Consider the following 15916-nt stretch of genomic DNA (forward strand, 5'->3'; position numbering starts at 1 on the left):
CACGCAGCTTAAAAATAACGCTTTACTCAAGAGGAATTTTGTAATGTAACACTTTAAAAATAAAGCTTATTAATCGCAGTATAAGCATTGCTAACGATTTAATATTAAATTCTCAGTTGTACATTGAGTATCCTAAAAATATATACATTTATCCCGAAAAGTGAACGTTTACAATATCCTTAAAAATAAATATGGAAATACTTTACAAGCCTCCTTCTCAAGATAAAAAGAAAACAGTGTGAAGGAAAGCGGCGAGTCTGTCGAGGAGGTATTCTTGCGTAGAAAAATAAGGTCAACTACGTTTTGGGGTTAGTTGAACGAATTCGGTAGTGAGCAGAACCGACTCGATCGTCTAAATCTATCAAATCGTTGCAGGTATTTTACATATCGGCGACAGAAAGGGGAGATAATCTCTCCCATTTCATTGCCGATATATTCCTTGGTATTTTACTTAAACATCGCTAAAGCTACGATTGCAAGGTCCTCAAGGCCAACCTTGCCGTCTTTATTTACATCCGCTAACTCGTTCCAACCCGGCTGACCTTGTTGTTTGCCATAAGCTGCTGCAACAATAGCCAAGTCTCCAATCGAGACACCGCCTCCATTGATATCTGCGTTAATTCTCTTCGTTTCAAACACTTGTATCGCTGCGTCCAATGCGGCTTTCGCACTATCCACCTGCTGCTGATTGGCATTCGGATCGTTTGCTATTGCACTCGCCGCATCGATCGCCGACTGTAATTGCGCTTTGGCTCCAATTGCATACAGGCCGTTTCCATTGCCTTCCTCTGCTGCATTGTACTTAGCCTGAGCGTTTGCGATCAAAGCAGTCAAAAGTGACTTGTCGACAGGTGTGCTAATTAGTATCTCGTGGGAGGCTCCTCCGACCTGTAGTTCATTCCCCTGGCCATTGGCTATCACAACGTTGTCGACAGAAATTGTCGTCATATTGGTTGCCTGAGTCACAGATTTGGCCGTAAATTGGAATGAGAGCAGTTCGCCTTGGGCATACACGTTCGAACCCACGCTGGCAGCCACAATCCGGACTTGTCCCGGCACCGTCTCGTTTTGATCGATGACTTGAAATCCTTCTTTTAATGATGTAACCGAATTGAACTGTAAACTCATGGGATCATAATGAAGCGTCAAATCTTGCCCATACACTTGCTGGTATACGCTTTGCGTAACGCCGGTCAGTCCCATCGTCAAATTGAAGGTTTGGCCAGGAGTTACCTGCTGTAAACCTGTCAAGGTAGACTGAGGCAATGATGGCACTGCAAGCACAGTCACGCTTATGCTCGTGGTCAAAGCTACATTGTTCGGGTTTACCACACCTGCCGGCAGGGTTACGGTTCCATTTACACTGAACGTCTGTGATGTCTTTTGGGCTGGATCATAGTTCGATGCATCAACATTCCATGCCACGTTGGCATTCACGCTTCCAGTATCGGTGACCAATCCTACGGTTGCAGGCAATCCAAGGGCGTCGGCTGTCTTCGCCGTTCCGTTAGCCAGACCGTTAATATTAGCTGGTGCTGTTATTCCCACAAGTATCGGCACATTCTGACCGCTAATCGCAATCGTAGTGGATCCTTGTAATCCTTGCAAGCCGCTGCTGTCAATGGCTCCTGCAACCACTTTCACGGTCCCGTCATTTTTAGCCAATAGCAATCCATTGGCATCAATAGACGCTTTATCCGTCGCTGTGACGCCATCGGCTTCGAAAACGCTCCATGCTATACGATAATTTGCACCAGCGGGTTGAACATCAGCCTCCATTTGCAGGGTACCGTTCTTTGCAGTAATCGCATTCGCACCTCCTGCGCCACTTACAGATATTGATGCAACCAGTGTTTGACCGCTAATCGCAATCGTAGTGGATCCTTGCACGCCGCTGCCGTCAGTGGCTGTTGCAACCACTTTCACAGTCCCGTCTTTTTTAGCCGAAAGCAATCCATCGGCATCAATAGACGCTTTATCCGTCGCTGTGACACCATCGGCCTCGTAGACGTTCCATGTTACACTATTTGTTGCATTGGCAGGCAGAACAGCAGCCTCCATTTGCAATGTGCCATTCTTGACAGTGATCGCATTCGCACCTCCTGCGCCATTTACGGAGATTGATGCAACTGGATTCATTACTTGCTGCACTTGGCCTTGGGTTAACGCGCTGCCATATACGCGAACGTCGTCCAGAGATCCTTTGAAACTTTCGCCGCCACCCCCTTGTACTGCTCCCAACACGACATTAATAGCCGATGTTTTTAGTGCTCCGACGTTGGTGCTGTTGCTGGCTACTTGAACACCATCCACATAGATCTTTAATCCTGTAGTTTTATCGTAAGCTGCTGCATAATGATGCCAATTGTTATCTTTGTATGTCGACCAATTACTAAAAGGAGCAGCTACATAACTGCCTGCACTTGAAGGCCAATATGCGGCACGCGGGGCTCCAGAAGCAGCAGACAACTGCAAGGCCGTGAAATGCCCATCATGGCGGTAGACATTTTCGTTGGTGAAAGCTCCATTTGGTTCAGTAGTTTTGAACCAAAACATCACTGTCTGTCCATCAGCTGGATTCAATTTCGCAGATGGAAACTCAACACGTTGATTAAGAGTAGAACCCATATTCAAAGAAATTGCTCCGCCGAACTTACCAGCGGTCCAAGTCGGGTTGTTATACGCTGTTCCCGTGATACCGTTAGCTGAGGAATCGGCTACGGTCGTCCCAGCAGTTTCGTCGAACTTCCACCAGGCTAGAGGTTGCGGTATATCAGGAACATAGCCGCCGCCCGTTATGGAAGGAGAAGAGTCAGAGGTAGCCGAAACATTTCCGCTATCCACTGCCATTACTTTATAATAGTAGGTACCTTTATTGTTTAATGTATCCGTATATGTCAGCTTTGTACCCATGACTTGCCCCAAATAGTTGGTATAGTCCGTTACGAAATCACTCGACGAGCTTCTATAAATTTTGTAAGTAGAAATTTGACCGCTTGTAGACGCATTCCAAGTTACGCTAACCTGATTGGCCGGGACATTAACTATTGTAGCTTGTACATTGGTTGGCGCATTAGCAACGCTAATCGAGCTTATTTGCAGTTCGTCAATTTCTACCTTCGCATTACCCGAGAAATTCCCTTTTCCGTCTGCGCCCAATTTCGTGGAAAACCCGGAATCAATCGTTCCTACATTGTTTGAAAGATCAACGCTGGCTATCAATACTCCATCTTTGTAGAAATCGGCGTATTTGTCATACGATCGGTCATGGGATATGGCAATATGATGCCAGTTGCCATCAGCTATGTTTGCAATGACGTAATCGAGCGGTGCGCTGCCTGAAGTCTTATAGTTCCAATGTAACCCGCCGTTCTCAAGCCCGACAGACCAACCTGTGCTAGTAGGATCGGATCCGTCTTTATTCGAAATGATCATTCGATTATCTATCGTTGCCGATGAGTTTATCCAGAACGACAAATCAATATTAGCAGCATACCCGAATTGGGGATGGATTAGATCCAGATATTGACCCGGCGCATCAAGGAGCAGTGCATTGCCGACCTCGCCGGGAACAAAAGCCGGGGTTCCGTAGACGGCTGCATGAACATTCCTTGCTATATCGAACATATTATTCTCAAAGCTCATTTTTAGAATGGCCGATTTATTGCCTGCGCTGTCGTCTACCGAGACGATACAAGTGTCTGTAAAGTTTCCGTCTTCGGTTTTAACCGTAATGATAGCAAAACCGGGATTCAGTCCTTCAACAACGGCATCGGTTCCTTCTGGCACACCCGTTACACCTACGATCGCCGGGTCACTGGATGACCAAATCAAGTTTTGATTCGTTGCCATTGCCGGGGATAGGATCGCATGAAGATTGGCCTTCTGGCTTTGCCGAATTTCAAGCGTAGATGAGTCCAATTTGACCTGGGTGACCGGGTTCGACGGACCGGTGACCATAACGTTCGCAACCGCCATGAATCCTCCATCGGCCGTGGTTACGGTGATATTCGTTGTCCCCCCGGAAACTGCCGACACAACGGCTGTTCCATTCGGTCCGGCTGAAACGGACGCAACGAACGGATTGCTGCTTTTCCATGTCACATTCGAATTATCCGGATTAGACGGAGCAATAATGGCATTAAGCTGAGTCGTTCCCCCTTTATTTAAGGTTACAACAGGTTTATCGACGGAAACTCCTGAGACAAATACTTGCCCTTCTCTGTATAAACTCATCGCTTCATCAGCCGTTACGGCTTTTCTAAACATTCTCATCTCATCAAGGAGGACGTTGGTTTTGCCTAAGAACTGGCCTTTTCCATCGACTCCGATTTTTGGCGTAAATGGAGTGTCAATTTCCCCCATGATCGAGCTGATATCGTAAGATGAGATTGCGACGCCGTCCCGATAAAATGTGGCCATTCCATCCCGTTTGTACGAAACAATCACATGATGCCACTCGTTATCGACAACTCCATTCATATTCATGACCAAACCCGGATTGCCGGAAGTAGTGTACTTGGATCTGATTACGTTTCCTGCAACGGAAATATTCCAGCCATTGTTCGCTCCTGTACTCGAATCCATGTTTGAGATAATGGATGTCTCCACATTATCCGTTGTTGGAATTTTCGTCCAAAAAGCAATGGTAAAATCCGTGTCTCTCCCAAAATTATTAAATTGAACCGAGTTGCCAAGATCCAAATAAGTGGCATCGGTTACGCTGGACGCACCAAACTGAAGCGCTTTGCCAAATTTGCCGGGTACATAAATAGGAGCAGGCCCGTTAACTTTGACACTTGTGTTGTAGAGAGAACTATCGGTTACATTGTCATCGAAATTCAAATGCAGCAATTCTTGATTCGATATCGATTGTGTGGTAGAGCCATTAGCGATAGCGATGAAAGATGCAGCAAATCCGTTGAAGATCAACATGATGATCGCAAGACAACTGGTTAGACACACCAGTTTTCGGTATCCTTTTTTGAATAACAACACATTTTGTAAGGAAATCATGTTGGCATTCCCTCTCTTCTATCCTAAATTTTTATGCATCCACTTATAAATGACAGGAATAACAATCAAACTAATGAATGTTGAACTGAGCATCCCGCCCACAACCACGACCCCAAGAGTTTGGGAAATGACCGTATCCGTTCTCGAAGAAAGCGCCAGTGGAAGCAATGTCAAAATCGTCGTGAACGCTGTCATCAGGATAGGACGCACTCGGGACATCGTCCCCTGTAGAATAGCCTCTTCCGGAATCATCCCGCTTGCCATGTTCCGCTCAATCTTATCGACGAGTACAATGCCGTTGGTGACCACAATCCCCACTAGCATTAAGATCCCGATAAATGCGGCAAGATTCCACTGCATCCCGAATACAACCAATCCCCATACCGAGCCAATGACGGATAGCGGGATGCATACGAGTACCGAGAGAGGAGCCTTCCATCCCCGAAAGACCGTACTCACAATCAGGAGAACGAGAATAACCGAAATCGACAAGGCTATAGCCATTTCCATGATCATTTGTTGTACCTGTCCGGAGATCCCTCCGAACGAATAGCTCACTCCTCTTGGAAGCGTTAATTCTTCAAGAAGACTTTGCGTTTGGCTGGTCACCTTCTCCACATCGTTGGATACAATATTGGCTGTAACCACTGCAAAAGGTTGACCGTCCCGATCCCGATATACGGATAGTTCGTTGTTTGGAGCGAGAGAAGTAAGCTGCTTTAAGCTGATGGTATGCCCATCCTTGGATTGGAACGTTTCACCCGATAATAAAGCCAAGACGTCCTTCCCGGATTGTTTGGAGGTAGTATCGAGATCCGTGTTGATGATCAATGGTATACGTTGATCGCCTACGGCTGTATAGATCCTTGTTCCCTGGGATACATACGGCTGAATCCGATTTAGAATATCCTCTACTTTGATCCCATTGCGTTTGATTTGATCTTCGTTAAGAGCTAAGTGGTAGGCGGGACCGCTTTCCGTATCATTCTCAGCCCCTTCTACACTAAGTCCCGGTACGAACGCCAGTTTATTACGGATTTTCAGGGCTACCGTATCGAGTTCATTGGCGCTTGCTCCTGTGATGACGATCTTTAACAACGAATCATCGCCTGCTATGTTCCGATTCGTCACTGTAAACCGGGCTGCGCTATCTAGATTCCATAGTTTTTTATTAAGTTCCGTTACAACGGTGTCCAGATTAGCGTTTGCTTCTAAATTCGCTATGAGATTGGCTTCCTTTGATGACTGGATCCATCCTCCCCCTTCGTCAAATACATCGTCAAACATCGGAATAAAGGAGGACCCTATGGTTGCAGAAAAAGTGGCGATTTGCGGATCCGATTTCAAAAGATCCTCGACCCTTTTCACCTCGATATCAACGGCCTGACCAGAACTCTTCTCCGGTAATGCTACCTTGATCGAGATTGCGCCCGGACCGCTTGCAGGTAGAAAATTCACAGGAAGAAAGATGGCCTGAGCAATCGTACCGATAAATATAACAACAACCAAACCCACAACCCATTTTTTTCTGGGAAAAGCCCATTGCAGGATTCGATTCACAAGGGGCTCGGCCGTACGCGCATTCATTCGAAAATCTTTCCACCAGAGATGGGCAAGAGCCGGAATGACTACAATCGAAACCAAAAGCGAGACGATCAACGCAATGACCACTGTCCAAGCAAAAGACGCAAAGCTGGATTGAACGATTCCTCCCACCAGCAGGATAGGGAGAAACACGACGATCGTCGTCGCCGTCGACGACACAATGGCGGGCAGCATTTCGCGAACCGCTCCAGCCAAGTGATGAAGATACACTTTACGATCCGACTCTTGGATTCTTCGATACATATTGTCAACAATGACGATCGAATCATCCACGACTCTTCCCATTGCAACTACCAATCCGGATACGGTAAGGATGTTCAAGCTGATTCCCATCCCTTTCAACAGAGCGGTCGTTGCCAACAGACATATGGGTAGGGAGATGGCGATCAATACCGTTGCCCGGACATTTCGAAGGAACAACAGCACACTAAGCATCGAAAACAGACAACCTAGCAGTCCTTCACGAATGAGCCCTTTAAGCGATGCCTGAATATCTTCAGCGTGATCGAAGGGGATCGAAAGCTGAATACCGCTTGGTAATGTACCCTGCAGTTCATGAATTCGTTGATGCACCCGTTTCGATACATCGGTTATGTTCGACGAAGGACTCTTCAGCACGTCCAGGATGACACTTGGTTTTCCATCCATACGAGAAATTGTCTGCAGGTCGACCATCGACGGAGAAACTTCTGCTACGGCAGAAAGAGGGATCGTCTTCCCGTCAGACCCCTGAATCCGGGTCTCGCCTAGATCTTGAGCGCTTACTCCCCAACCTGTGACTCTAACAGGAATTGTCATCTGGCTGCTGACAATCTTCCCTTGAGGAAAGTCTGTGCCGGACGATGCAAGAGATCGTTTGACATCGTCCAAGGTGAACCCCATCTTCTCCAGATCTTTCATCCGAATTGTCACCGCAAATCCGTTATTCCCCCCTCCGGTCACACGTATTTCACTTACTCCCGGCACACTTTTCAACTGATTGACCAGTTCTTTTTGAAGCGAAGTGCGGAGCCCATTTTCATCCGTTTGATCAGACTGGCCTGCCAGGCTAATCCTCATCATCGGGAAGGAACTGGTGCTCACCCGAGTGACAAGGGGCTTGTCCACGCCTGAAGGAAAAGTAAGACCGGACATAGCTTGCGTGACCTCATCTTCGGCCTTATCCATATCATATTGAAAAGGAAAATAGAGGCTGCATAACAAACCGCCGTTGAAGGAACTGGTCTCCACCGACTCTAATCCGTTCATGTTGCTTACCGCCTGCTCCATCACTCCCGCTAAACTTGCTTTCACTTGAGCGGCTTGATAATTGTCTGCGCGCACACTGATCATGAGCGTAGAATTATTGATGGGAGGGAGGTAATCGTGTTCCATCTTATAGGCGGACATCCCACCCCAACCCAAGATGAGCAAAATCGATACGACAACTAAAAACGAACGTTTCATAACTGCTTCTATCATTGGTTGCATAATGGACCGGGTTTCTGCTTAAGACCCGTTATTCACGCCCTTTAAGTAGTTTGAAAAACTTTTAGAATGACGGTGTCCATACCTTTTCGCTGTAGACTCGGCGCCGTTGATTCTACCAGAGTAACTTACCCTTCTTGCTTCCGGTGTTTTCCTCTTCTTCATTTTCGCCGCCGAAGATATGGTTCTTCGAAGCAGCCATAGGGATATCCGGTCCCTTGATGGCCCTCCAGAGCTCCTCGCTGAGCTTCTGTTGGTCGACCATATCAGGTTCGATGGGATTCATATCATTTTCCATTGCCAAGGAAGTGGTAACCACTGGTGTCAACGCGGTGTAGGTGTTGAAGTTCGGCTTGTCCCCAAAAGAGTAGATCATCGGCATAGCAGCGGCGTCAAACTGGGTGAGCGGGCCTAGACCTACGAGCAGCTCCATGGTACGGAGCATCGACAGTTGGCTGTATAAGTGTGAGTCGACGATGCCCCGCTGCGTGTAGGGACTGATCACCTGGGCAATCGTCCGATGTGCATCGACGTGGTCAAAACCGGCCTGCGCGTCATCTTCTAGTACGAAGATCGCTGTGTCGTTCCAATACTTTGAGTGCGACACCGTGTCGACGACTTTTCCGAGTGCCAGATCATTATCGGCGACCAGTTGTTTGGCCGTTGCTGCGCCATTAGTGTGATCGCGAAGCAGGCGGATAAACTGAAAGGTTGGCAGTGAATCATTGGCGATGTTCTGCTGAAACTCCCTATTCCACTCGTCGAATCGCTTAACGTCGGGGACGTTCAGGTCGGTCATCGGGTAGTCATGATCCGTATTAGCGTTGAGCACCGGTTCGAAGGCGCCGACCTTGCCAGACGGTAGACCCACCGAGGGCCCCCCCACTAAGTGCATTCCGTAATTGCGGAAGGTCAGTCCGGCTGCGGCGACCGCGTTCCATAGGTACGCGCGGTTAGGGTCCGCATTTCCCCACGATACTTGCGAGTTGATTTGTCCTTCGGAGTCGTAGACCGCGCCACTACCGCCATAAGCCTGTGACGTGCCGAGCTGGTTGAACAGGTTCGAGTTAGCCCCGGTGCTCCAAGCCCAGCCGTTCTGACTCACCTCGCCCACTGAATAGAAGTTATCCAGGGTAACGAACTGCTGGGCGAGCTTGTGCTGGTTCGGGGTGATGTCCTGCCCGAAAAGCGTCATTGACGGGTCTCCATTGCCACGTGGCGTGCCATCGGCGTTCTTGAGGTCACCAAACACTTCGTCATAGGTACGGTTCTCCTTGACGATATAGATGATGTGTTTGATTGGCGAGCTTTCACCGGGGCTACGCGGTATGATCGTGCTGGGCCCCCTGAAGTGCTTATCGAACCCAGTCACCTTTCCGTGTTCATCGAATCCATTGTTCTCTCGCACCATCCGGGTGTACGTCGTCAACTGGGACTCGCTCGGCATCGGGATGATCGACAGGTAGCCCTGCAGCAGCCGCAACATGTAAGTATGGTTTATATTGTTTGGCCCGGTGCCCAATCCCCTGGCGCTGGCTACAAGCAGCTTGCCGTCGGGCGTGACCTGCACGCCAGTCGGATACCAGCCGGTCGGGATGAGTCCCTTGATCCGGCCGAACTCGCCTTGGTCAGAGACGTTTACCACCGCAACGTCGTTGTTGCCGGAGTTGGTGACGTACAGCGTGCCGCTGTCAGGAGACAGGGTCATGTTGGTCGGCGAGCTGCCCGAGGGCGCACCCGGGTAGGGGGCCATCGAGATCGTGTTTACGACTACTTTGCTCACCGTGTCGATTACGGACACCGAGTCGCTGTCGCCGTTGGCGACGTACAACAGGTTCCGCTTCGCGTCCAGCAGTACGCTATTCGGGTGGGTGCCTACGGTAAGCTTGCTGCTTTTCGGGGTAAGCGTGAGCCCGTCAACAAAGAAGACCGACAGCGTATTCTCGCCTTGATTGCTAACGTAGGCCGTGTGCCCGTCTGCCGATAATGCCACGCCATACGGGTATTCACCCGTTGGTGCCGTCGCAGTGCTGCCCGAGGCGATGTCTACCGCGACGAGCGTCTTCTTATACGAGCCGGACACATACAGGGTCTTGTCGTCCGGTGCGACCGCCACACCCTGCGGGTACGTACCGCTTGGCAGCGTCAGTGTTTTCTGGAGGGTCAGCTTACTGGTGACGCTATTCCAACCGAAGACGAGCACCGAGTTCATGTTCGCCGTCGCCAGGTACACGCGACTGCCGTCGTGGCTGAATGCTAGACCGGGTGCCACTCCCTTACCCGTACCGCTAAGCTCAACCTCCTGGATGAGACCGCCGTCCTTGGCGTCCAACACTTGCACAGCCTGTTTGTCATTTCCATTTTTTATAATATCCGGAACCAAAACCGCTTTACCGTCAGGTGAGAGCACGGCATTAGCCGGGAAGAAGCCCGCAGGCTTTTGTACGCCGACAGGCGTCACCCGCCAGCCGTTGGGTGTATAGGCAGTGCCATCTGTCTGGGGTCCTACCACCTTATTATAGGTGGCATAAGCGGTTCCTGTTCCCATTACGAATATGGCTAATGCAGCAATGGCCAATTTATTACGCAATCTCTTATTCTTCATCCTATTTCTCCTCCAAATAAAACTGTTTGGTTTCATCAAAGTGCTTTTACTTTGCGGTATGGAGATAGATTCGCTAATATTACCATTTAGGATCGTTTGCAATTTCCAACTCGCGACAAATCCGATAGTATAGACGTCTGGTTGCCCCAGATCATCACACGCTGACTGACTTGCTCCCTGTCAATTTAAAGAAAATCAATAAAGATATAATCGTAGTGATCGTAAGGATGCTGGATATCGCTGCAGCCGTTCCGTAACTTGCTTTGATGACCTCCGCATATATGGCAACGGACAACGTTTTGGTGCTGCCGGTATAAAGGATAATTGACGCGCTTAATTCATTAATGACGCTTATCCAACTCATGATCGCCCCGGCAAGCACACCCGGCAGCATCATGACCGCCGTAATCCTAAAGAAGGTTTTCACGGGGGAAGATCCCAAACTGATGGATGCCTCTTCAATACTGGGACTGATCTGGTACAGAATGGCTGCGCTGGATCGAAGCGTATAAGGAAGCTTTCTTACAATATAAGCTATGACCAGAATGATGACCGTTCCGCTCAGCAGCATCGGCTTCTTGTTAAAAGCTAGAAGAAGGGTTAAACCAATCACAGAACCCGGTAAAATATACGGTAACATCGTAACCGTATCAATCACCGAGGTTAACAGATTCTTTTTCCTGATTGATAGATAAGCTATGAACATTCCCAATAACACAATAATGGATATTGCTATTAATCCAAAAATGTAAGTATTGGTTACAGATTGCCATAGTGTTCGAAAGACCGATCTGTAGCTGTCCAGGGATAAAGACGCTAGAAACCGGGTGCCTTTCGTCTCCAAGAAGGATGTCACCACGACGGTCAACTGAGGGAGAATAGCCAGGAACACGACGATATAAATGGCAACATGGGCCAATATCCCTTTGATTCCTTCAAATGCAACTGGCTGTATCGGTCTCAAGGAACTCATTGCAAAAGATTTTTTATTGATTATATAATTTTGTCCAATGAACAATAAGACTGTTATAAGCACCATAATGATAGCCATTGCCGCTGAAAAATTTGCCTCTCCACCCACTTCGCTGATAAATTCGGAATAGATCATAACCGGCATTACATTAAAGCCTTCCCCTATAAGCATCGGGGTGCCGAAATCCTCGAGAGCATTCATAAAGACCAACAGGGAACCGGCCAACAATGTTGGAGCAATCAACGGCAGGATGATAGTAAAAACTTTCTTAACCGTGTTGCATCCCAAGCTCTCGGCAGCCTCGCTGAGTGATTCATCAACCTTCTTTAAAGCTCCAGACACATAGAGATATATGTAAGGGTATAATTTCAAAGTCAGTACAAGCAGCATCCCTCCAAAGCCATATATGCTAGGAAGCTGGATCCCCAAAGCTTGAAAGAATTTCGTGATCACACCACTACGACCGCATAAAATCACCCAAGAGTACGCTCCGATAAATGGCGGTGACAACATCGAGATGATAATCAGGATATCAATTATTTTTTTGCCTTTAACCTTGTATGCCGTCATGAGATAGGCCAAAGGGGCGCCGATCAATACCGCAAGAAAGGTTACGCAGCTGCTAATCATAAAACTGTTAATAAGCCCGCGATAATAATATTTTTTCTGGAAAAACTTAATAAAATTCTGAAATGTAAATGCTCCTGTTTTCGAATTTTCAAAACCGCTCATAAGTAAAGAGAACATAGGGTAGATCAGGAATACGGCTAATACGATGGCTATACCCAAGCTTATGGCTGTCCAGAAATTAAACCTAAACTTGAATTTAGTCATATTTTCTCACTTCCTTGATTAAGCTCCGTTCTCCGTCTGCGGTAAACACGTTAATTTGTTCACTCTTTGGAGCCAGATAGAGCCTATCCTTTACCTCATAAAAATTGCCCATTTGGCTCAAGTCTTGGACGAATTCGCAGGATAATCCCGCATCTACATTCATATTGTCCCGAAAGGTTACCTGATAATTGATATATTGGCCCAGGAAAGTGCTTTTGCTAATTATTGCTTCCAAGCCGCTTTGCGCAACAGAGAATTGTTCGGGTCTGATCGCAATCATGATGTTCATTCCATCTGTCACATCATCAACCAAATTATGCATAGGTATCGAATAGCCGTCCTTGAACGTGATGCGTTTTTCGTTTCCATTCAACTTAATCGTTCCCTTAAAGAAGTTGGAATGACCAATGAAGCTCGCTACGAATATATTGGCTGGACGGGTGTAGATATCTCTTGGCTTTCCAACCTGCTGAATGACGCCTTCCTTCATGACTGCAATTCGATCGGATATGGCCAATGCCTCTTCTTGATCGTGGGTTACATAGACAGTGGTTATCCCCACATCCTTTTGTATATCCCTAATCGCAGTACGCATGTCAATCCTCAGTTTGGCGTCCAGATTCGAAAGCGGTTCGTCCATTAGAAGAACACTAGGGCGAATGACAATAGCCCTTGCCAGCGCCACACGCTGCTGCTGCCCCCCGGAAAGCTTCTCCGGAAGCCTTTCTTTGTATGGATCGATTTTTACAACCTTCATTATTGTTTCCGTTCTTTTCTGCAACTCTGCTTTGGGCAGTTTTCTTAGTTTTAAGCCGTATTCTACGTTTTGCTGTACCGTCAGGTGCGGGAAGATCGCGTAATTCTGAAATACCATGCCGATGTTTCTCTTATGGGCAGGAATATTGTTGATTACTTGTTCGTCAAAAAGGATCTCGCCTGCCTCAATCGAGTTAAAGCCCGCAATCATTCTCAGCAATGTCGTTTTACCGCAACCGGACGGTCCGAGAAGTGTGAAGAATTCACCGTTCTTTATATCAACCGAAAGTCCCGGAATGATGGTGATTTTGCCTTTATCGTATTTCTTAACAACGTTATTAACATGTATGGCTACACTCACTAAACTTCCTCCTTTGCTATACAAGCCTGTAACACAAGTGTCACAGGCCTGCATAACAATTCTAGTTCCTATCGTGGTGGATTTCTGGCTTACTCTTAATTGCTTGTATAAACATCTTTAAACTTATCCAGCCATGCCTGATTGTTAGCTAGTGCGGACTTCAGATCTTCTGGAACGATCTTGAATTCTGTAACCTGCTTTAATCCTGCTGGCGCAGGAACATCAGTCCTTGAAGCGCGCATATTGAGTTTCGCTGCTGTAAGGGACTGCAGCTCCTTGGATGTCAGGAAATCAACAAACTTTTTGGCATTTTCCATATTTTTGGCGCCTTTAATGATCTGTACAGTACCAGGAGATACGATAGCGCCCTCTTTCATATAGACAACTTCAACCGGAGAACCTTGTCTGACCGCAGCGGATGCCAACTCTTCATGAGTAAATCCAACAACATATTCGCCATCAGCAACCCCCTTAGGTACTGCCGACGAACTTGCAAGAAGCTTTCCGTCAAGATTCTTGGTTAGGCTTTTGATGTAATCCCAGCCCTTATTCTCATCTCCCGCTCCGATGGTCTGTAAGATGTTTTCGATATGAGTCAAGCCGGTTGATGATTTGGCAGGATCAGGAAACGCTATCTTGCCTTTCAGCTTCGGGTTGAGAAGGTCCGCATAGCCTTCAATCTTGATATCGCCAACAAGCTTCTTGTTCACCAGAAGCACCATCGGAATAATGTTGTTTCGGGTAATCATTCCTTCCGTGTTTTTGGCCGAGTCAATTAAATTGCTTTCATTCGCTGATTTATATGATTCAAACAACTGCTGTTTGGGAGCTATAACTGAAACCGTGCCTCCCCATTCAATATCACCGAGGGGGTTTGCCTGTTCGGCTTCGATCCTCTTAAGAATCTCTCCTGTACCCGCTGTAACGACTTCAACCTTAACCCCCGTTTTGGCTTCAAATTCAGGAATCACAATATTCATGACATCTGTAGCTGCTGCTGTATAAACGACAAGTGACTTTGATGTCTCGCTCTTTGCATCTTCCTTAGTTGGGCTTGCACTTGCACCCTTTAAGTCAGAGCCCGTCTTACTTGACGTTGCGCTTGTGCAACCAACGCTCAGCAGAATCATGCATGATGTTAATAACAATACGAAAGTCTTCTTCATTCCTTTTCCTCCAAGTAATCATTATGTATTACGTATCTATCTTATTGAATTAAAGTTAGGTCAACAATCCGAAAATATCGTACAACTATCCGTAAAAATGAACTTCTGGCCATTTTGCAGAAGATGCACTCGAGCAATATCAAAACAGACAGCATATGCAAGAGTTACTCCCCGCATATGCTGTCTGTACCTTCAAATCAAACTACATGAACATTACCAACAAAATATAGAGGGGCCTTAAGTCGAGCCTTCCCATGCCAGTCCGTTCCGCCAGATACTTTCAAATCTAACTTCTCACAGCAAAGTTCATACCAATTGGATTCTTTAGGAGAATGTTCAGGATAATAGGCTTCGATGCCGTCTAACCCCAAATCTTTCATCTGCTTAAATATATTTAACTCTTCATCCAGACTCAGCTTCATTAGTTTAGGATGCGCCAGAAATGCTTTTCCGCCACTTTTTTTAATAACATCGAAGCTATCTTCAATCGGAGCAGAATATTCCTGTCCTACGAATTTGAAACAATAATCAACAAAGCCCACGTACTGCTCCCAGCCGTTAAACAATCCATCCTTCAACATTGCAGAGAACACATCTGATAGATAAAACCCTTTTCTTTTTCGATTATGGTTTAACACTTGTTCCCAAGAATAGCCGTACTTTTGAGCTATATATTTTTCAAAAGTATACTTTGTGTATTCTGTAGCTTTTGCAGTTAAATCATCCAACAATTCTAGTAACGCTGTGTTTTTTATGTCTATACCATAACCAAGAATATGTACGTGCTTTTGACCAATGCGAGATGAAATCTCTACACCGGGTATTGTTTCAATATTCGTTCCTGCAGCAGCCGTCATGAAGGCTTCTACCCCATCAACTGTATCGTGGTCAGTTAATGCTACCGCGTCTATTCCATATATTTGGGCAAGGTTGATTAATTGTTCTGGGGTGTCTGTACCGTCTGAATGGCAGGAATGCATATGATAGCTATATCTCATGCTTCACTAAATCCCTTCTTGTACCCTTTGGCCGGCCTCATCATTCCGTTCCTCCTCGTATTAAAATTCATGTTACATGTCCATGTTAATGAATTGAAATACAAAGAACAATACGAAAAAAAATACAACTATCCG

7 protein-coding genes are annotated in these 15916 nt (G+C 46.8%); all 7 read right to left on the reverse strand.

Annotation, left to right across the window (positions count from 1 at the left end):
* Positions 1-447: 447 nt before the first annotated feature.
* Positions 448-5016 carry a LamG-like jellyroll fold domain-containing protein gene (locus J2Z65_RS20190; protein ID WP_209856046.1) on the reverse strand — a complete coding sequence of 1523 codons (4569 nt, stop codon included), beginning with the start codon at positions 5014-5016 and terminating at the stop codon, positions 448-450.
* 18 nt (positions 5017-5034) lie between these two features.
* Positions 5035-8091 (reverse strand): efflux RND transporter permease subunit, encoded by a 3057-nt coding sequence (locus J2Z65_RS20195; protein ID WP_167057181.1) that lies wholly within the window; start codon positions 8089-8091, stop codon positions 5035-5037.
* A 112-nt stretch (positions 8092-8203) separates the two neighbouring features.
* Positions 8204-10693, reverse strand: coding sequence for a bifunctional YncE family protein/alkaline phosphatase family protein (locus tag J2Z65_RS20200; protein WP_167057184.1), 2490 nt, complete (start codon positions 10691-10693; stop codon positions 8204-8206).
* A gap of 154 nt (positions 10694-10847) precedes the next feature.
* Entirely contained in the window at positions 10848-12500 is a 1653-nt protein-coding gene (locus J2Z65_RS20205) for an ABC transporter permease (RefSeq protein ID WP_167057187.1), read from the reverse strand.
* Positions 12493-13617, reverse strand: a complete 1125-nt coding sequence (locus J2Z65_RS20210) for an ATP-binding cassette domain-containing protein (RefSeq protein WP_167057190.1) — start codon at positions 13615-13617, stop codon at positions 12493-12495. The genes J2Z65_RS20205 and J2Z65_RS20210 overlap by 8 nt, the downstream gene beginning before the upstream one ends.
* Positions 13618-13712: 95 nt before the next feature.
* Positions 13713-14783 carry an ABC transporter substrate-binding protein gene (locus tag J2Z65_RS20215; RefSeq protein ID WP_167057193.1) on the reverse strand — a complete coding sequence of 357 codons (1071 nt, stop codon included), beginning with the start codon at positions 14781-14783 and terminating at the stop codon, positions 13713-13715.
* A 197-nt stretch (positions 14784-14980) separates the two neighbouring features.
* Positions 14981-15781 (reverse strand): PHP domain-containing protein, encoded by an 801-nt coding sequence (locus J2Z65_RS20220; protein WP_167057196.1) that lies wholly within the window; start codon positions 15779-15781, stop codon positions 14981-14983.
* Positions 15782-15916: the final 135 nt, after the last annotated feature.

The organism is Paenibacillus aceris, from assembly GCF_017874035.1.
GTDB lineage: Bacteria > Bacillota > Bacilli > Paenibacillales > NBRC-103111 > Paenibacillus_E > Paenibacillus_E aceris.